We start from the raw sequence: 19125 nt of genomic DNA, 5'->3' as shown, positions 1-19125 counted from the left end.
GAATAGTTGCCGGCGCCAGATTTTGCGTAAATTCGCGCCGGCCGCGACCGGTCTTTTACCGCCCCTTAATTGACTCATCGGAAAACTACCGATGAAGACGATAAGGTCAGAAGACCGTTCGGGGGCACAGTGTCGGAACAGGAATTCAGGCGTGCCCTGGGTTATGCCAACTCGGCAATGGATTTGCTTCGCCGCGGGCAGATCCCCCCCTACCCACAATTCTACGAGCTGCTCTACACTTACGCGACCGGCGTAAATCCCTCGCTCAACCAGCGCGTCAACCAGATCTTCCGCGACGGCTCGGCGACGCAGGAGCTGGCCGAGCGCCTGTACAACGAATTCCTCAAATCGCAGGATGCCAACGAGCGCATCTCCAACGTCTCCGAGCGCATGGCGACGCGCATCGAGGCGGTGCACGACGCCATCGACACCGCCATGGCCACCGCCAACGCCTATTCCGGCACGCTGCAGGCGGCGAGCGGCGACCTCGGCCATGCCGACATGTCGGAAGCCGAACTGCGCACCTTGGCGCAACGCCTGCTCGGCGAAACGCGCCGCATGCAGGACGCCAACCAGGCGCTGGAGCAGAAGCTCGAAGCCTCGCGCGACGACATCGCCGCCCTGCAGCGCGACCTCGACGAGGTGCGCCGCGAGTCGATGCTCGATCCTCTGACCAAGATCTACAACCGCAAATCCTTCGACGAGGGCATGCTGAAGGCCTTCTCGGAGGCCGAGCTCGGTACCGGTTTCTGCCTGATGCTGGTCGACATCGACCACTTCAAGCGCTTCAACGACACCTGGGGCCACCAGACCGGCGACCAGGTGCTGCGCCTCGTCGCCATGACCCTCAAATCCAACATCAAGGGCAAGGACATGGCGGCGCGCTATGGCGGCGAGGAGTTCGCCGCCATCCTGCCCGAGACCGACCTCGAAGGCGCGGTGATCGTCGCCGACAACATCCGCCGCGCCGTGCAGGCCAAGGAATTGCTGAAGCGCTCGACCAACGAGAAGCTTGGCCGCATCACCGCCTCCTTCGGCGTGGCGATGTACCGCGCGGGCGACACGCCGTCGGCGCTGATCGAGCGCGCCGACCGCTGCCTCTATGCCGCCAAGCACGCCGGCCGCAACCGCGTGTTCAGCGAAACCGAGCTCAGGCTCGCCGAAGAGACCGCCGCCGCCTGACGCTCGGCTACGCCGTCGGCGTCAGCGTCACCCCCAGCGCCCGCAGCGCCTGCCAATAGCCGGGATAGGTCTTTCCCACGCAGTCCGGATCGAGGATGGTGATGCCGCCGATCCGAAGGCCCGCGAGCGCAAGGCTCATGGCGATGCGGTGGTCCTCGTAGGTCTCGATGCGCGTCGTGGCGTTGCGCTGCGCCGCCCCGCGCAGCCGCGGGTCGCCGCTGACCACCAGGTCGTCGCCCTCCTCATGCGCGAGGCCCGGCTGGATGCGCGCCAGCTCAGTGGCGAGCGCGCTGATCCGGTCGCATTCCTTGACCCGCAGATTGGCGATGCCGACAAAGCGCACCGGCGTGTCGTTGAACGCGGCCAGCACCGCCAGCGTCGGCACCGCATCCTGCATCTGCGAGCCGTCGATGACGGCCGGCATCTTCGGGAACATGCGGATGAACGCCGCCGCCTTGGCGTCGGGCTGCGTGAATGCCTCCATCGGCACGCCCAGGTCGATGCGGCCGCCGGTCAGCGCCTCCGCCGCCCACAGGTAGGTGGCCGCCGACGCGTCGGGCTCGATGCGGAAATCGGTCGCGGTGTATTTCGTCGGCGCCACGCGCCAGGTGGTGGGATCGAGCTGCGTGACATTGCCGCCGAACGCCGTCATTGCCGCGATCGTCAGATCGACGTAGCCGCGCGCATCGAGATCCTTGCCGGCAAGCGCCACGTCGATGGCGCCCTCGCCGAACGGCGCCGCCATCAGCAGCGCCGACACGTACTGGCTCGACAGCCCCGCATCGATCTCCACCCGGCCCGAGCCGAAATGGCCGTGCCCCTCGATCGTCACCGGCGGACAACCGGTCGACGCATCGGCCTTGATGCCGAGCGAGCGCAGCGCCACGAGCAGCGGCGCGATCGGCCGCTTGCGCATCGCCTCGTCGCCATCCACCACCACCGTGCCGTCGACCAGCGCCACGGCGGCGGTGAGGAAGCGCGTCGCCGTGCCGGCATTGCCCAAAAACAGCGGCTCCGCCGGCGCCGCGAGATAGCCTTCGCTCCGCACCACGAAGCTGGTCGCATCCGGCTCCTCGACGCTCACCCCCATCTGCCGCAGGGCAGCGGCCATCAGCGCCGTGTCCTTGCTCTTCAGCGCCCCCGTCAGCCGGCTCGTGCCCTTGGCCAGCGCCGCCAGCAGCAGTGCGCGATTGGTGATCGACTTCGAGCCGGGGGGCGTGACCCGCCCGACCAGCGGATGGTCCGGCGGCGTGATGGTGAGGGGTGGCGAACTCATGATGCCCGCGAGTTCGCATGTCGGGGGACCGGGCGCAAGACCCCGGCCGAAGGGAGGGGCGCCGCCCCTACTCCACCGTCACCGACTTGGCCAGATTCCGCGGCTGGTCCACGTCGGTGCCCATGAACACCGCCGTGTGGTAGGCCAGCAGTTGCACCGGGATCAGCGCCAGGATCGGCGCCACGAAGCTCGCGACTTTCGGGATGACGATCGTCTCGGCCACGCCCTGGCCGATGCGCGCCTGCCCGTCGGCGTCGGTGACGAGGATGATCTGGCCGCCGCGCGCCGCCACTTCCTGCATGTTGCTGAGCGTCTTTTCCTGCAGATCGTCGGACGGCGCCACCACGATCACCGGCATCACTTCGTCGACCAGCGCGATCGGCCCGTGCTTGAGCTCGCCCGCCGGATAGCCCTCGGCATGGATGTAGCTGATCTCCTTGAGCTTGAGCGCGCCCTCCATCGCCACCGGGAACATCTGTCCGCGGCCGAGATAGAGCACGTCCTTGGCTTTGCTCAGCCCCTTGGCGATCTTTTCGACCTGCGCCTCGGTGCCGAGCGCCGCGCTCACCGCGGCCGGCAGCTCGACCAGCGCCCGCACCATCTCGCGCTCCTGCGCCCTGTCGATGGTGCCGCGCGCCACGCCGGCCGCGACCACGAGGCTCGCCAGCGCCGTGAGCTGCGCCGTCAGCGCCTTGGTCGAGGCGACGCCGATCTCCGGACCGCAGAGCGTCGGAAACACCATTTCGCTTTCGCGCCCGATGGTCGAATCCGGCACGTTGAGCAGGCTGACGACGTGCTGCCCCGCCTTGGCGCAATAGCGCAGCGCCGCCAGCGTGTCGGCGGTCTCGCCCGACTGCGAGATGAACAGAGCCGCGCTGCCGGGCTCGACCGGCGGCTCGCGATATCGGAACTCGGAGGCGACATCGACCTCCACCGGCAGCCGCGCATAGCGTTCGAACCAGTATTTGGCGATCAGCCCGGCGTAATACGCCGTTCCACACGCCGAGATGGTCAGCCTGCTGAGCGTCTTGAAGTCGAACGGCAGGGCCTCGCGCAGCGCCACCCGCTCGGCGCCCATGTCCACGTAATGGCTGAGCGTGTGCGAGATGGTCTCGGGCTGCTCGTAGATTTCCTTGGCCATGAAATGGCGATGGTTGCCCTTGTCCACCAGCAGCGCCGAAGCCTGCGACACCAGCGTCTCGCGCCGCACGATGGCGTCGGCGCCGTCGCGGATGGTGACGCCCCTCGGCGTGATCACCGCCCAGTCGCCGTCGAGCAGATAGCTCAGCCGCGAGGTGAACGGCGCCAGCGCCATCGCGTCCGAGCCCAGATACATCTCGGTCTCGCCATAGCCGACGGCAAGCGGTGCGCCATGCCGCGCCGCGATCAGCAGATGCTCGTGTCCCTTGAACATGAAGGCGAGCGCGAAGGCGCCGCGCAGCTGCTTCAGCGTCCGCGCGACCGCCATCTCGGGGTCGAGCCCGCGGTCGATCTCGCGCGTCACCCACAACGCCACCGATTCCGTGTCGGTCTGCGTCCTGGGCAGATAGCCGTCTTTCGCCAGGTCCTCGAGCAGCTCGCGGAAATTCTCGATGATGCCGTTATGGACCACCGCCACCTTGTCGGTCGCATGCGGATGCGCGTTGGTCTCGGTCGGCGCGCCATGCGTCGCCCAGCGCGTATGGCCGATGCCGATATTGCCCGCCAGCGGCTCCATGCCGAGCTTGCTCTGCAGGTTGCCGAGCTTGCCCTCGGCGCGCCGCCGCGCAATGGAGCCATGTTCCAGCGTGGCGACGCCGGCGCTGTCATAGCCGCGATATTCGAGGCGCTTCAGCGCATCCACCAGCCGTGGCGCCACCGGCTCGACGCCGATGATCCCGACGATCCCGCACATCAGCTCTTTCCCTTCGCGGCCTGCTTGGCCGCCTTCCTGGCCAGGGCCTTTTCCCTGAGCTTGGCCGCATAGCCCGGCTTGTTCTCCTGCCGCGCCCGCGCGAAGGCCACCGCGCCGGCCGGCACGTCGTCGGTGATGACGCTGCCCGAGGCCGTATAGCCGCCGTCGCCGACCGTCACCGGCGCCACCAGCGCCGTCTGCGACCCGATGAAGGCGTTGGAGCCGATGGTGGTCGTGTCCTTGTTCACCCCGTCGTAATTGCAGGTGATGGTGCCGGCCCCGATATTGGTATTTTCGCCGATCGCCGCGTCGCCGAGATAACTCAAATGCCCGGCCTTGGTGCCGGCCCCAATGCGGCTCTTCTTGACCTCGACGAAATTGCCCAGATGCACGTCGGCGCCGAGCTCCGCCCCGCCGCGGATGCGGGCGAACGGCCCGATCGTCGCCCCCTGTCCGATCGTTGCATCCTCGATGTCGCAGAACGCCCGGATCTGGACATTGTCGGCGATCTTCACCCCCGGACCGAACACCACATTGGGGAAGATCGTCACGTCGCGGCCGATTTCGGTGTCGTAGGAGAAGTAGACGCTCGCCGGGTCCTTGAGCGTCACCCCGGCCTGCATGAAATCGTCGCGCCTCAGTTCCTGGAACTGCTGCTCGGCCTTGGCGAGCTGCGCCCGGTCGTTGACGCCCATCACGTCGCGCTCCGGCGCCACCGCATAGGTCACCTTGTGCCCGGCGGCGTTGGCGAGCTCGACGAGGTCGGTGAGGTAGTACTCGCCCGCCGCATTGTTGGGCTCGAGCTTGTCGATGAGAGCCCGGAACACCGGCGCCCGGAAGGCGAGCACGCAGGCATTGCACAGCCCGATCCGCCGCTCCGCCTCGGTCGCGTCCTTGTGCTCGCGGATGGCGAGCAGCCGCTCGCCGTCGGTGATGAGGCGGCCATAGGTCAGCGTGTCCTCGGGCGTGAAGCCGAGGATCGCCGCGTCCCAGCCGGCATCGAGCCGGTCCAGCACGTCGCGGAAATTCACCGCGCTCAGCAGCGGGTGGTCGGCATAGACCACCGCCACATAGCCCTCGGCGTCGGCATAGGCCGGCGCCGCCATCGAGGCGGCGTGTCCGGTGCCCTTGCGCTCGATCTGCTCGAAGAAGCTGGCGTCGGGGCAGAGCCGCCGGACGGCGTCGCGCACCGCCTCGTGCCCCGGCCCAGTCACCACCGCGATCCGGCCGGCTCCGGCGCCCATCGCGGCGCGGACGACGTGGCCGACGATGGGCAGCCCGCCCACCGGATGCAGGACTTTCGGGATCGCCGATCGCATGCGGGTGCCCTCGCCCGCCGCCAGAATGATCGACACCAGGTCAGCCATGCGCGCCCCGTTTCCACATGAGAGTTCGTTCGATTGTATAGCAGCGCCGGGTTGGGAAACCATTACGGCGCCACGATGGTAAAGTAGCCGAGATGGCCGCGATTCGAGCGGTTTCGCGGGATTTTGCATTTGGCGAAGGCGAGCGACCAGTTCCGCTCACGGGACGTGACCTTCTGGGGCGTTTTCGCGCTCGCGGTCTGGGCCGTGGCCGTGCTCGGCGCCAACCTCTCCGCCCTCATTCCCGATGGCGTGCTGGGCGGCCTGCACGCCTCCCGCCTCGACGGCGCCACCCTCAACCAGCTCCGCGCCGAAATGGTGTCGCTGAGAAGCGAGACAACCCGGCTCAAACAGGAGAATAGTGTCCTTGCACAACAGCACGTTCTCACCGAAGTGTCCGGCACCGATCTCGCCCGCCGCCTCGGCGCGCTCGAGCAGACCGTCCCCAACATCCTGGAATCGCTGAACAATCCCCCCGGCGTCGACCGCACTTTGGTCACCGCCTCCACCGGCGCCACGACAAAATCCTTCCCGGTCGAAGGCGGCTCCGTAACCTACACCACCTCCCCGCTGGCGAGCGCCACCGCCCCGGCCGCCGCCACGGAGCAGGCGATGCCCAAGCCGCTGGCGGCCGACGTCGCGCCGGACCCGGCCTCCTTCGGCATCGCGCTCGGCCCGCCGATCGACTCCGATGAAGCCGAGGCCACCTGGCAGGGAATGACCGGCCGGGTCGGCACGCTGCTGATAGGGCTCGGACCGCTGCTCGGCCACGTCGAAGGCGGCAGCGGCCGGCGGCTGGTGGCCGGGCCGATTTCCAGCGAAGCCGACGCCCGCGACCTCTGCGGCCGCGTCGCCAAGGCCGGCATCGCCTGCCAGAGCGTGCCGTTCATCGGCGATCCGCTGCCGCTGCTGAACTGACTGCGCGAAAAGATGGTAGGCCGGGCGGGAATCGAACCCGCGACCATTCGATTAAAAGTCGAATGCTCTACCCCTGAGCTACCGGCCCCTTGGGCGAGAACGTGCACGCCCGAAGTGCGGCGGAACATACTGTTGTCCCGACTTGAGTCAACCGCATAAGGCTGCAACCCCAAGCTGTTGACCTCGTTAGCCCCAAGGATGCGGCGCGCGTCAACCGGACGCGGCGGCAAGGGAAATGGCGCGATTTTTCCGGTTTCTCGCGCCGGCCAACGAAACGGCAGACGAGTCCATGTCCCGCCCGCGCTCGCATCCCTCTAGTTCAGGGTGACCACGATGGCGCCGCGGCGCGTCGCGACCACCGTGTGCTCGTACTGCACGCACAGCGCCGGCGGCCGCGACACCAGCGTCCAGGCGTCGTCGCCGCGCTCGTCGGCGGTTCGGCCGCCCAGCGACAGGAACGGCTCGACCGTAAACACCAGCCCTTCGGTGATGGTGCGGCGCTCGGAGCGATCCGGCCAGGTCGAGATTTCGCGCGGCTCGTCGTGCAGCGTGTCGCCGACCCCGTGGCTCGCGAGATTTTCGATCAGCGTATAGCGGTGCTTGCGCGCAAAGGCGCCGATGGCCATGCCGATGTCGGCGAGCCCGGCGCCGGTGCGCACGGCGCGGATGCCTTCCCACATGGCGCGCTTGCCGTCGCGGCAGAGGGCCAGCAGCTTTGGATCTGCGGCCGGCACCACATAGGACGCGCCGGTGTCGGCATAGACCCCGTCGAGCTCTGCCGAGACGTCGATATTGACCAGATCGCCCGAGGCGACGACGCGCCCGCCCGGGATGCCGTGCGCGATCTCCTCGTTCACCGAAATGCAGGTCACGCCCGGAAAGTCGTAGGCGAGCTGCGGCGCCGAGCGCGCGCCATGCGCCGCGAGAATACCGGCGCCGATGGCATCGAGCTCGGCGGTAGTGATGCCCGGCCGCAGCGCCGCCGCCATGGCGTCGCGCGCCAGCGCGCAGACATGCCCCACGGCCTTGAGCCGCACCAGGTCGTCCTCGCCGGTGACGGTCACTCCGAGACCTTGAGGCTGCGATAGTGCGCGAGCAGGCCCTTGGTCGAGGCGTCGTTGCCCTCGTTCCTGGCGGTACCCTGCACCTTGGGCAGCAGCGCCTTCGCGAGCTGCTTGCCGAGCTCGACGCCCCACTGGTCGAACGAGTCGACGTCCCACACCACGCCCTGCACGAACACCTTGTGCTCGTAGAGCGCCACCAGGCTACCGAGCATCTCCGGCGTCAGCTTGGGATACATCAGCGTGTTGCTCGGCCGGTTGCCGGGGAACAGCTTGTGCGGCGTCAGCGCCTTGATCTGCTCCTTGTCGAGGCCCTGCGCCTTGAGCTCGGCCACCACCTCGTCCTTGGTCTTGCCCAGCATCAGCGCCTCCGACTGCGCCAGCACGTTCGCCACCAGCTTGTCGTGGTGCGGCGGCATGTGCTCGTGCGGATTGGCGGCGATCAGGAAGTCACACGGGATCACCGAGGTCCCCTGGTGGATGAGCTGGTAGAACGAGTGCTGGCCCACCGTGCCGGGCTCGCCCCACACCACCGGGCCGCTGTCATAGGCCAGCGGCTTGCCCTCGAGCGTCACCGACTTGCCGTTGCTCTCCATATCCTGCTGCTGCAGATAGGCGGTAAAGCGGCTGAGCCGCTGGTCGTAGGGCAGCACCGCATGCGTCGCAAAACCCCAGGCGTTGCGATACCAGACGCCGAGCATGCCCATGATGACCGGCAGGTTGCGGTCGAGCCGGGTCTTGAGGAAATGCTGGTCCATCTCGTAGGCGCCCTTGAGGAACGCCGCGAAATTGTCGAAGCCGACGGCAATGGCGACCGGCAGGCCGATCGCCGACCACACCGAATAGCGGCCGCCCACCCAGTCCCAGAAGCCGAAGATGCGGTCCGGCCGGATGCCGAAATCGTCGCACGCCTTGAGGTTGGTCGAGACCGCCGCGAAATGGTCGCGCACCGCGGCGTCGCCCAGCGCCCGGGCGATCCACCCCCGCGCCGAATGCGCGTTGGTCATCGTCTCGTCGGTGGTGAAGGTCTTGGACGCGATGATGAACATCGTCCGCTTCGGGTCGAGCCCCTTGAGCGTGTCGTGCAGATGCGCGCCGTCGACGTTGGAGACGTAATGCGCCCGCAGGTCCGGCCGCGTATAGGGGGCGAGCGCCAGCGTCGCCATGGCCGGCCCGAGGTCGGAGCCGCCGATGCCGATATTGACGATGTCGGTGAAGCTCTCGCCGGTGGCGCCCTTGACCGTGCCGTCGCGCACCTGCCCCGCGAACAGCTTGATGTGGGCGAGCACCTCGCGCACCTCCGGCATCACGTCGCGGCCATCGACCTTCACCGGCCGGTCGCCCTGGTAGCGCAGCGCCATGTGCATGACGGCGCGGTTCTCGCTGACATTGATGTGCTTGCCGGCCCACATCGCCTTGCGGCGCCCCTCGACGTCGGCGGCGCGGGCGATGTCGAACAGCGCCTCCATCGCCTTTTCGTCGATGCGGTTCTTGGAATAGTCGAGCAGGATGTCGCCGGCGCTGGCCGAAAAGCGCCTGAAGCGGTTGGGATCGAGCGCGAACTGCACCCGCATCGGCACCGCCTCGAGGCGCTTGCGATGCTTCATCATGGTGTTGAGCAGCGATTTGCGGGTGGACGCCATGGTCTTGTCCTTCAGTTCAACGGCAGGTCGCCGCGCGCCCAGCCGGCGCGGGTAGCGGCAGCATAGTCGGCGAGCGCGCCCGACGCGATGGCCTCGCGCGCGCCCTGCACCAGCTCCTGATAATAGCCGAGATTGACCTGGCTCAGGATCATGGCGCCGAGGATCTCCTCGGTCTTGACCAGATGGTGCAGATAGGCGCGGGAGAAGCGCCGGCAATTGGCATTGGGCGACAGTTCGTCGAGCGGCCGCGGATCGTCCTTGTGCCGCGCGTTCTTGAGATTGATCACGCCGAACCGCGTATAGGCATGGCCGTGCCGGCCGGCGCGCGTGGGATGCACGCAGTCGAACATGTCGATGCCGCGCTCGATGCCGCCGAGGATGTCGTCGGGCTTGCCGACGCCCATCAAATAGCGCGGCTTGTCGGCCGGCAGCTCGGGCGTGATCTCGCTCAGCACGCGGAACATCGTCTCCTGCGGCTCGCCCACCGCCAGCCCGCCCACGGAGTAGCCGGAAAAGCCGATGGATTTGAGGCCCGCCGCCGATCTGGAACGCAATTCCGCGTCGTCGCCGCCCTGGTTGATGCCGAACAGCGCGCGATGCGGCTGCACCCCGAACGCATCCTTGCTGCGCTGTGCCCAGCGCAGGCTGAGCTCCATCGCCCGCTCCATCTCCGGGCGCTCGGAGGGCAGCGGAATGCATTCGTCGAGCTGCATGATGATGTCGCTGTCGAGCAGCGTCTGGATCTCGATCGAGCGCTCCGGCGTCAGCTCGTAGGCGGTGCCGTCGATATGCGAACGGAAGGTGACGCCCTGCTCGGTGAGCTTCCTGAGCTTGGCCAGCGACATCACCTGGAAGCCGCCGCTGTCGGTAAGGATCGGCCGCGGCCAGTCCATGAACACGTGCAGTCCGCCCAGCGCCGCCACCCGCTCGGCCCCCGGCCGCAGCATCAGATGGTAGGTATTGCCGAGCAGGATGTCGGCGCCGGTCTCGCGTACCTGCTCGGGATACATCGCCTTGACCGTGCCCACGGTGCCCACCGGCATGAAGGCGGGGGTGCTGATCTCGCCGCGCGAGGTATCGATCCGGCCGCGGCGCGCCATGCCGTCGGTGGCCAGCAGGGTGAAGGAAAAGTCGGTCATTGATCGTCCCCCTGCTCCGCGCGGAACAGCAGGGACGAATCCCCGTAGGAATAGAACCGGTACTTGAAGCGGATGGCGTGGGCGTAGGCCGCCTGCATCGTCTCGAGCCCGGAGAAGGCCGAGACCAGCATGAACAGCGTCGATTTCGGCAGGTGGAAATTGGTCATCAGCACGTCGACGGCGCGGAAGCGGAAGCCGGGGGTGATGAAGATGTCGGTTTCGCCGATGAACGGCTTCAGCGTGCCGGTCGCCCGCGCCGCCGTCTCCAGCAATCTGAGGCTCGTCGTGCCGACGGCGACGATGCGGCCGCCCCTGGCCTTGGCGGCCTCCAGCCGGTGCACCACGGCTTCGGTCAGCTCGCCCCATTCGGCGTGCATGACGTGGTCGTCGGTATCGTCGGCCTTCATCGGCAGGAAGGTGCCGGCGCCCACATGCAGGGTAACGCGCTCGATGCCGATGCCCCTGTCGCTCAGCGCCTGCAAGAGCCCTTCGGTGAAGTGCAGCCCGGCGGTCGGCGCCGCCACGGCGCCGTCCACGGCGGCATAGACCGTCTGGTAGTCGGTCTTGTCGCGGTCCTCGGTGTGCCGCTTGGCCTCGATATAGGGGGGCAGCGGCATGGCGCCGTGCGCCTTGATCGCCTCGTCGAGCTCAGGCCCGCCGAGGTCGAACTCCAGCGTCACCTCGCCGGTCTCGCCCTTGCCGGCGACGGTCGCCAGCAGCGAGCCGTCGTCGCCCAGCTCCAGCCGGTCGAGCAAATGCAGCCGCTTGGCCGGCCGCGCGAAGGCGCGCCAGGTCTGGCGATCGACCCGCTTGTGCAGGTTGAACGACACCGAGGCACGGGCCTCGCCGCGGATGCGCGTGCCCCTGAGCTCGGCCGGCAGCACTTTGGTGTCGTTGACCACCAGCACGTCGCCCGGCCGGAGGATGTCGACGAGGTCGGTGACGCGCCCGTCCGCGAGCGGCTCGCCCGGCCGCACCACCAGCATGCGCGCGCTGTCGCGCGGTTCGGCCGGATGCAGCGCGATCCGCTCTTCCGGCAACTCGAAATCGAACAGGTCGACGCGCATCAGCCGGGATCGCAGCTTACGGTCCAGGCGCCCTGCCCGACGATGCGCAGCGTGCCGCCCAGCGCCACCGCGTCAGCCTCGCCGGCCTTGAACAGCTTCAGCTCGGCGAGCTTGCCGAAATCCTTGTCCATGGCGTGGATCAGCACCATGGCGCCATCCTCATAGGCCTGGCCGACCGACACCGGGTCGCCCGGCCCGTTCGCCGGATCGCTGGCCCAGACCTTTTCCGCCGCCGTGATGGTGACGGCCGAAATCTGCAGCACGCCGGTGCCGTCGCCGGCGAGATAGTCGAAGCTCGCGGCGCCGCCGGCGTCGGCGCAATGCACCCACTCCGTCGCCATCGCGGGCGACGCAGCAACCACAGCAAGAAGAGCAATCGATCGCAGCATGAGAGCCTCTAGAGCAGCCGGATCATCAGCGCGCCGACCACCAGCAGGGCGGCACCCACGATGCGGCCGGGGGTGATGCCGTGCATCGGCGCGGCGAGAAAGCCGGTCTTGTCGATCACCAGCCCGGCGAGAAGCTGGCCGGTGACGATGAGCCCCATCACCGCCGCAGCGCCGATCTGCGGCGTCAGCACGATGGTCGAGGTCACGAACACCGTTCCCAGCGCGCCGCCGGCGATGAACAGCCACCAGGCGGGCTGCGCCCAGTGGATCTGGACCTGCAGCGCCGCGGCGGTCGCAAACGTCACCACCGCCAGCACCACCGTGCCGGCGGCGAACGACACGAAGGCTGCCGCGAACGGCAGCCCGAGGTCGCGTCCGAGCTGGGCATTGATCGGCGCCTGCACCGCAATGCAGGCGCCCGAGATGACGCCGAGGAGAACCCAGAGGATGGTCATCGGCTTCACCGCGCGCTCCGCTATTTGGCGTCGGCGGCGACCTTCACCGAGATCATTTTGTCGGGATCGCGCACCGGCTCGCCGCGCTTGATCTGGTCGACGTTCTCCATGCCCTCGATGACCTTGCCCCACACCGTGTATTGCTTGTCGAGGAAGCGGGCGTCGTCGAAGCAGATGAAGAATTGCGAATTGGCGCTGTCGGGGTTCTGCGCCCGGGCCATCGAGGCGGTGCCGCGCACATGCGGCTCTGCGCTGAATTCCTGCTTCAGGTTCGGATATTTCGACGAACCCGTGCCGGTGCCGGTCGGATCGCCGGTCTGCGCCATGAAGCCATCGATCACGCGATGGAACACGATCCCGTCGTAGAAGCCCTCGCGCGCCAGCTTCTTGATGTGGGCGACGTGGTTGGGGGCGAGGTCGGGGCGCATCTCGATGACCACCGGTCCCTTGGTGGTTTCGATCAGCAGCGTGTTCTCGGGATCTTTGATGTCAGCCAATCGCTGGCTCCTTCCTATTTGTAGACGATCTTTGCGGAAATGATCTTGTCGGGGTCCTGGACCTCGCCCGATTGCGGGTCGCCCTTCTTGATCTTGTTGACCGCGTCCATGCCGGACACGACCTTGCCGAACACCGTGTACTGCCCGTCGAGGAAACCGGCATCGGCGAAGGTGATGAAGAACTGCGAGTTGAAGGTGTCCGGATCGCTGGCGCGCGCCGCGCCGACCGTGCCCGGATCGTAATGGAGGTTGGAGAACTCCGCCTTCACGTCCGGCAGGTCCGAGCCGCCCATGCCGGTGCCGGTCGGATCGCCGGTCTGCGCCATGAAGCCGTCGATCACCCGGTGGAAGGTGAGGCCGTTGTAGAAGCCCTGGTTGGTGAGCGTGACGATGCGCTCGACATGCTTGGGCGCCACGTCGGGCAGCAGCTGGATGTCGACGTCGCCATCCTTGAGCGTCAGGATCAAATGCGGAGTGCCGTCCGCCGCCTTGGCGGGAGCAGCGAGCGAGGCGCCGAACACGGCAGCCGCGAGGATGGCCAGGATGCCGAAAATGGCACCGGCGCGCTTGAGCGGTGAGTTCATTTGGATTTGAGTGCTTCCAGAACGTTGGCCGGGACGAATTTCGAGATGTCGCCCCCAAGCTGTGCGATCTGGCGCACGAGCGTGGCCGAGATATGGCGGACCGGCGGCGACGACGGCAGGAACACCGTCTGCAGATCGGGCGCCATCTGCGCGTTCATGCCGACCATCTGCATCTCGTAATTATAGTCGGTGGTGTCGCGCAGGCCGCGGATGATGAGCTTGGCGCCGTGCTGGCGCGCCGCCGTGACCGCCAGGCCGTCGAAATCGACGATGCGCATCTCGGTATCGGTGCGCTTGCCCACCGGCTCGAGCGAGGCCTCGAGCAGCGCCAGCCGGTCGGCATGCGAGAACAGCGGCTGCTTGCTGGCATGCGTGCCCACCGCGACGACCAGCGTGTCGACGAGCTTGCAGGCGCGCTCGATGACATCGAGGTGCCCGTTGGTCAGCGGATCGAACGACCCCGGGTAAAATCCGATCAATTTGCTCACGTCGCCGCCCTCCCCAATGCCCCACGCGGTGTGCGCCGGGGTTCTGTCACGCCCCCGCCGCCAAGGCAAGCAGGCCCGCCTCGCGGTTGGCCGAACGGACGCTCTCGCGGCCGGTCGGCCAGAGCACGGACAAACTGCCGGTTGGCCGAGCAGACGCCCTCGCGGGCGGCTGGCCGGAGCACAAGCGCACTAGCGGCTGAGCGTTGCCAGCCAGATTGCGGCGCCGAGCAGGATCACGCCGGCGACGCGGTTGACCCAGACCAGCGCGCCGCCGGTCATTACGCTGCGCGCACCCACCGACAGCGCGATATAGCCGCTGTCGGTGATGAACGCCGCGCCGATCTCGATCAACCCGAGGAACAGCACCTGCGGCCAGGCCGGGTAGTTGGGATCGACGAATTGCGGGATGAAGGCGCCGAAGAACAGCATCGCCTTGGGATTGCTCCACAACGTGAAGAAACCGGCCGCCACCTGCCGCCACGGCGAGCGCCGCTCCTGCTGGGCGTTGAGCTTGATGCCGCCGCGCGAGGTCAGATAGCCGATGCCGAGATACAGCAGATAGGCCGCGCCGATATACTTGATGACGTCGAACAGCGTCGAGACGAGCCCCGCGACCGCCTGCAGCGCCACGGCCACCACCAGCACCATCGAGAACCGCCCCAGCGCCGCCCCGAGCTCGAACCAGTAGGCGGGCACCAGCCCGCGGGCGAGCGCGGTGCTGACCACGGTCGACACGGTAATGCCCGGCACGGCCACGACGACGAACGCCGCGATCGTGTAGGGGATCAGAACGGAGAGCGCAGGAATATGGAGGATGGCGACGACTCGCGCGGCGGGACGATCGCCTCTAGAGCGTTTCCGGGAGGACTGGCAACGGTTTTCCTGCCCGGACCCGAGCCGGCGAGCGAAACCGCGAAAATAGCAGGACCGTCAGGCCTTCTTGACCAGCGCCAGCCATACGCCGCCGGCCATCAGGAGGACACCCGAGATCCGGCTCAGCAGCCTCACCCGGGCGGCCGACAGCAGGCCGCGGGCGCGGCCGCCGAGGATCGCGTACATCGAATCCGACGCTCCAGCCACCAGCATGAAGAACAGGCCGAGCACCACGACCTGCGGGAACGCGGCGCCTTCGCGGCTGACGAATTGCGGCAGGAAGGCGCCGAGGAAGATCAGCGCCTTGGGGTTCGACCAGATCACCACGAAGCCGTCGAGCATCAGCCGCCGGTAGGACTTTGCCGGTCCGGTCGCGGCGGTGCCGAGCTCGCCCTTGCTCATCAGCATGTTGAAACCGAGCCAGACGAGATAGGCGGCGCCGGCGAGCTTGATCCAGTCGAAGGCGAAGGCCATGAAGCCCATCACCGCCTCGAGCCCGAGCCCGACCACCAGGATCATGGTGACGAGGCCGAGCTGCGTGCCGGCAATGATCGACAGCCCGGCCAGCGTGCCGGAGCGCAGCGCGTTGGCGAGGATCACGGTGACCGTCGGGCCGGGCACGATGGCGAGCACGAAGCAGGCGCCGAGATAGGGGATGAGTGTGGCGAGGCTGAACAAAATGATGCTCCTCAAAGGTCGCGGACATGACGCACCTCATGCGCCGCGATGTCCTCGGATTCGAACCGAAACCCCAGTTTTCGCAATAAGGCAAGCGAGGCGATGTTGTCCGGATCGAGCGTCGCGACGGCACGCGTTACGCCGTAGGCGCCTGCCAGTTCCTCCAGCATGGCCGAGCAGGCTGCGAACGCGATGCCCTGGCGCCAGAACCGCCGGCCGAGCACATAGGCGATCTCCGCCTCGCCGTGCGCCCGCACCGTCGCCTGCACGTAGCCGGTCACCGCGCCGGTCGCGTTCCGTACCACCCAGTTCAGCCACTGTTCCAACCCGTCCGGGGATTGACGGCTTTCCAGCCGGGCAAGCCGTTCGCGCAGCGCTGTTTCGCTCGCCGGCCCCTTGTCGTCGACAAAGCCATAGAGGTCCGGATCGTCGAGCACAGTGAACAGTTCGGCCGCGTGGGCCGCGACCTGCGGCTCGAGGACGATCTCCCCGATCCGCAGGCTGCGCATCAGCCTTCGGCCGGCGCCTCATCCGCCTCGCCGTCGCTGCCCTCGGGTTCGCTGATCCGTTCGACCGACACGACCTTTTCACCCTCGGCGGTACGAAACACCCGCACGCCCTTGGAGGCCCTCTTGGTGAACCGGATGCCCTCGACCGGCACGCGGATCAGTTGGCCGCCATCGCTGACCAGCATGATCTGGTCGCTCTCCTCCACCGGAAAGGCCGCCACCAGAACGCCCGTCTCGTCGATCTTGTCGAGGTCGGTCGCCTGAATGCCTTTTCCACCCCGATTGGAGATCCTGAAGTCGAACGACGACGAAATCTTGCCGAAACCGAGCTCGGTGAGGGTCAGCACGAATTGCTGCGACGCGTCCATTTCCGCATAGCGCTCGACCGACAGCGCGACCTCTCCGCCCTCGTCCTCGATCTCCTCGGCGGGCGTCGGCGCATCGATCTCTGCGGCATCCCCTGTCCGGGCACGCCGATAGGCGCCGTACTGCTTGAGGAAGGTGTTGCGCTCGGCCGGCGTCGCCTCGAAGTGCCGCAGAATCGACATCGAGATCACGTTCTCGCCCGCACCGAGCGTGATGCCGCGCACCCCCGTCGAGTCCCGGCCCTTGAATACACGCACGTCCCCGACCTCGAAACGGATCGCCCGGCCGCCCGACGTCGTCAGCAGCACATCGCTCTCCGCCGAACACGTCTCGACGCCAATGATCACGTCGCCCTCGTCGAGCTTCATGGCGATCTTGCCGTTCTTGTTGATCTCGACAAAATCGGCCAGCGAGTTGCGGCGCACCCCGCCCGAGCGGGTCGCGAACATGATGTCGAGCTTCTGCCAGTCCGCCTCGTCCTCGGGCAGCGGCATGATCGAGGTGATGCGCTCGCCATCGTCGAGCGGCAGCATGTTGATCAGCGCCCGGCCGCGGCCCTGCGGCTCGGCGATCGGCAGGCGCCAGACCTTGAGCTTGTAGACCTGCCCCGCCGACGAGAAGAACAGCACCGGCGTATGGGTGTTGGCGACGAACAGGCGGGTGACGAAGTCCTCGTCGCGCGTCGCCATGCCGGAGCGGCCCTTGCCGCCGCGCCGCTGCGCCCGATAGGCGCTGAGCGGCACGCGCTTGATGTAGCCGCCATGCGTGACGGTCACCACCATGTCCTCGCGGGCGATGAGATCTTCGTCCTCGAAATCGCCGGCGGCCTCGTCGATGCTGGTGAGGCGGGGCGTCGCGAATTCGTCCTTGATGGCCTGCAGCTCGGTGCGGACGATCTCCTGCACCCTCTCGCGCGAGCGCAGGATCGACAGGTATTCGGCGATGTCCTGGCCCAGCCCGTTGAGCTCGTCGCCGATCTCGTCGCGGCCGAGCGCCGTCAGGCGGCTGAGCGTCAGCGCCAGGATGGCCCGCGCCTGCTCGTCGCTCAGGCGGAACGTGCCGCTGTCGCTGATCTTGTGGCGGGGATCGTCGACCAGCGCCATCAGCGGCGCCACGTCGCTCGCCGGCCAGTCGCGCGCCATCAGTTCCTCGCGCGCCGCCGTCGGATCGGCGGCGCGGCGGATGACGGCGATCACCTCGTCGATATTGGCCACCGCCACGGCGAGTCCGACCAGGACGTGGGCCCGGTCGCGCGCCTTGCCCAGCAGGAACCGGGTGCGGCGAGTGACCACCTCCTCGCGGAATTCGACGAAGGCCGTGAGGATGCGCTGGATGCCCATCAACTCGGGCTTGCCGCCATTGAGGGCGACGAAATTGCAGCCGAACGAACTCTGCAGCGGCGTGAAGCGGTAGAGCTGGTTGAGCACCACGTCGGGCACCGCGTCGCGCTTGAGCTCGATCACCACGCGGATGCCGTGGCGGTCGGATTCGTCGCGGATGTCGGAAATGCCTTCGATGCGCTTGTCGCGCACCAGCTCGGCCATCTTCTCGATCATCAGCGATTTGTTCACCTGATATGGAATCTCGGTGACAATGATCGCCTCGCGGCCGCCACGCATCTCCTCGATGTTCGACTTGCCGCGAACGAGGATGGAGCCGCGTCCGGTTTCGTAGGCCTGCCGGATGCCGGCCCGGCCGAGGATCACGCCGGCAGTCGGAAAATCCGGGCCCGGCAAATGCTGCATGAGCTCCGGCACGGTGATGTGGGGATTGGCGAGCACCGCCAGCGTGGCGTCGATCACCTCGCCCAGATTGTGGCTCGGGATGTTGGTGGCCATGCCCACGGCGATGCCGCCGCCGCCATTGACCAGAAGGTTCGGGAAGCGCGCCGGCAGCACCGTCGGCTCCTGGCGCGAGCCGTCGTAGTTCTCGCGGAAATCGACCGTGTCGTTCTCGAGATCGTCGAGCAGCGAGCCGGTGATCTTTTCCATGCGCACTTCGGTGTAGCGCATAGCCGCCGGCATATCGCCGTCGATCGAGCCGAAATTGCCCTGCCCGTCGACCAGCAGCTGGCGCATGGAAAAGTCCTGCGCCATGCGCACCAGCGACATGTACACCGCCTGATCGCCATGCGGGTGATACTTGCCGATGACGTCGCCGACCACGGTCGCCGATTTGTGGTACGGCCGGTTCCAGGTGAAATTCTGCTCGTGCATCGAGAACAGGATGCGCCGGTGCACCGGCTTCATGCCGTCGCGCACGTCCGGCAGCGCCCGGCTCACGATCACGCTCATGGCGTAGTCGAGATAGGACCGGCGCATTTCGTCGGTGATCGAAATCGGGGCGATGTCGGAGGGCGGCACGGCAGCGCCGTCGTCGTCTGGAATGTCGGCCAAGGGGTGCTTTTTCGAGGTCGTTCGAACTGCTAGTGGGTCTATGCGATTCCCCCGGAAAAGCCTAATTCCACGGGGCTTTGGCGGCGATCGAACGCCTGCAATCCACTGCTATCGCATATGGTGCGGAATTGGGCCGTTTTCGAGGCCCACCGGGCCTGTGGGGACAGAAAAAAGCAAGTATTGCGGCCATCGTCCCGCGGACTTGCTGCAACAGCCAGTCCGGAATGCACGCAAACACCCCGCCGCTACCGGGAAACACCGCGCACGGCCTTGTTTACAGCGCTTTTTGTGGTAACGCTCGCCTCGCATTGCGGGGCATGGAGTCAGCCATCCTCGCACCCCTTCT

At 67.3% G+C, this 19125-nt stretch carries 18 protein-coding genes and 1 tRNA gene; 2 read left to right on the top strand and 17 right to left on the bottom strand.

The window, feature by feature from the left end:
• Window positions 1–177 precede the first annotated feature (177 nt).
• Window positions 178–1182, top strand: coding sequence for a GGDEF domain-containing protein (locus tag BGO82_RS08280; RefSeq protein WP_291305083.1), 1005 nt, complete (start codon window positions 178–180; stop codon window positions 1180–1182).
• 7 nt (window positions 1183–1189) lie between these two features.
• On the opposite strand, the gene BGO82_RS08275 is transcribed toward BGO82_RS08280, so the two are convergent.
• The 3 genes from BGO82_RS08275 to glmU form a co-directional block, all read right to left on the bottom strand.
• Window positions 1190–2458 carry a 3-phosphoshikimate 1-carboxyvinyltransferase gene (locus BGO82_RS08275; protein WP_291305082.1) on the bottom strand — a complete coding sequence of 423 codons (1269 nt, stop codon included), beginning with the start codon at window positions 2456–2458 and terminating at the stop codon, window positions 1190–1192.
• A 67-nt stretch (window positions 2459–2525) separates the two neighbouring features.
• Window positions 2526–4352, bottom strand: coding sequence for a glutamine--fructose-6-phosphate transaminase (isomerizing) (glmS, locus tag BGO82_RS08270; RefSeq protein WP_291305081.1), 1827 nt, complete (start codon window positions 4350–4352; stop codon window positions 2526–2528).
• Window positions 4352–5719 (bottom strand): bifunctional UDP-N-acetylglucosamine diphosphorylase/glucosamine-1-phosphate N-acetyltransferase GlmU, encoded by a 1368-nt coding sequence (gene glmU / locus BGO82_RS08265; protein ID WP_291305080.1) that lies wholly within the window; start codon window positions 5717–5719, stop codon window positions 4352–4354. Before glmU ends, glmS begins: the two co-directional genes overlap by 1 nt.
• A 129-nt stretch (window positions 5720–5848) precedes the next feature.
• Between glmU and BGO82_RS08260 the strand changes: the two genes are divergently transcribed.
• The gene (locus tag BGO82_RS08260) at window positions 5849–6634 is read left to right on the top strand and encodes a hypothetical protein (protein ID WP_291305079.1); all 786 of its coding nucleotides are present in this window, start codon (window positions 5849–5851) and stop codon (window positions 6632–6634) included.
• A gap of 13 nt (window positions 6635–6647) precedes the next feature.
• On the opposite strand, the gene BGO82_RS08255 is transcribed toward BGO82_RS08260, so the two are convergent.
• The 14 genes from BGO82_RS08255 to gyrA all read right to left on the bottom strand — a co-directional run bounded on the left by BGO82_RS08255 (window position 6648) and on the right by gyrA (window position 18770).
• A tRNA-Lys gene (locus tag BGO82_RS08255) sits at window positions 6648–6722 on the bottom strand.
• A 226-nt stretch (window positions 6723–6948) separates the two neighbouring features.
• Window positions 6949–7698: a type I methionyl aminopeptidase gene (gene map / locus BGO82_RS08250; protein WP_291305078.1), complete on the bottom strand. Its 750-nt coding sequence runs from the start codon at window positions 7696–7698 to the stop codon at window positions 6949–6951.
• Window positions 7695–9338, bottom strand: a complete 1644-nt coding sequence (gene pgi / locus BGO82_RS08245) for a glucose-6-phosphate isomerase (RefSeq protein WP_291305077.1) — start codon at window positions 9336–9338, stop codon at window positions 7695–7697. Before pgi ends, map begins: the two co-directional genes overlap by 4 nt.
• Window positions 9339–9349: 11 nt before the next feature.
• Window positions 9350–10477 carry a tRNA guanosine(34) transglycosylase Tgt gene (tgt, locus tag BGO82_RS08240; RefSeq protein WP_291305076.1) on the bottom strand — a complete coding sequence of 376 codons (1128 nt, stop codon included), beginning with the start codon at window positions 10475–10477 and terminating at the stop codon, window positions 9350–9352.
• A complete protein-coding gene (gene queA, locus BGO82_RS08235; RefSeq protein WP_291305075.1) occupies window positions 10474–11544 on the bottom strand; it encodes a tRNA preQ1(34) S-adenosylmethionine ribosyltransferase-isomerase QueA in 1071 nt (356 codons plus the stop codon). The genes tgt and queA overlap by 4 nt, the downstream gene beginning before the upstream one ends.
• Complete coding sequence (locus BGO82_RS08230; protein ID WP_291305074.1) at window positions 11544–11933, bottom strand: hypothetical protein; 390 nt, start codon at window positions 11931–11933, stop codon at window positions 11544–11546. Before BGO82_RS08230 ends, queA begins: the two co-directional genes overlap by 1 nt.
• An 8-nt stretch (window positions 11934–11941) precedes the next feature.
• Entirely contained in the window at window positions 11942–12388 is a 447-nt protein-coding gene (locus BGO82_RS08225) for a DMT family transporter (RefSeq protein WP_291305073.1), read from the bottom strand.
• A gap of 20 nt (window positions 12389–12408) precedes the next feature.
• Window positions 12409–12885, bottom strand: a complete 477-nt coding sequence (locus BGO82_RS08220; protein ID WP_291305072.1) for a peptidylprolyl isomerase — start codon at window positions 12883–12885, stop codon at window positions 12409–12411.
• Between the two features lie 14 nt (window positions 12886–12899).
• Complete coding sequence (locus BGO82_RS08215; protein ID WP_291305071.1) at window positions 12900–13469, bottom strand: peptidylprolyl isomerase; 570 nt, start codon at window positions 13467–13469, stop codon at window positions 12900–12902.
• A complete protein-coding gene (coaD, locus tag BGO82_RS08210; protein ID WP_291305697.1) occupies window positions 13466–13948 on the bottom strand; it encodes a pantetheine-phosphate adenylyltransferase in 483 nt (160 codons plus the stop codon). The genes BGO82_RS08215 and coaD overlap by 4 nt, the downstream gene beginning before the upstream one ends.
• 198 nt (window positions 13949–14146) lie before the next feature.
• Window positions 14147–14713, bottom strand: a complete 567-nt coding sequence (locus BGO82_RS08205) for a LysE family translocator (protein WP_291305070.1) — start codon at window positions 14711–14713, stop codon at window positions 14147–14149.
• Window positions 14714–14887: 174 nt separating this feature from the next.
• Window positions 14888–15508: a LysE family translocator gene (locus BGO82_RS08200; protein WP_291305069.1), complete on the bottom strand. Its 621-nt coding sequence runs from the start codon at window positions 15506–15508 to the stop codon at window positions 14888–14890.
• An 11-nt stretch (window positions 15509–15519) separates the two neighbouring features.
• Window positions 15520–16017, bottom strand: coding sequence for a GNAT family N-acetyltransferase (locus BGO82_RS08195; protein ID WP_291305068.1), 498 nt, complete (start codon window positions 16015–16017; stop codon window positions 15520–15522).
• Complete coding sequence (gene gyrA, locus BGO82_RS08190) at window positions 16017–18770, bottom strand: DNA gyrase subunit A (RefSeq protein ID WP_291305696.1); 2754 nt, start codon at window positions 18768–18770, stop codon at window positions 16017–16019. The genes BGO82_RS08195 and gyrA overlap by 1 nt, the downstream gene beginning before the upstream one ends.
• Between the last annotated feature and the right edge of the window lie 355 nt (window positions 18771–19125).

This window comes from Devosia sp. 67-54, assembly GCF_001899075.1.
Lineage (GTDB): Bacteria > Pseudomonadota > Alphaproteobacteria > Rhizobiales > Devosiaceae > Devosia_A.
This window is presented reverse-complemented; position numbering and strand designations above follow the sequence as displayed.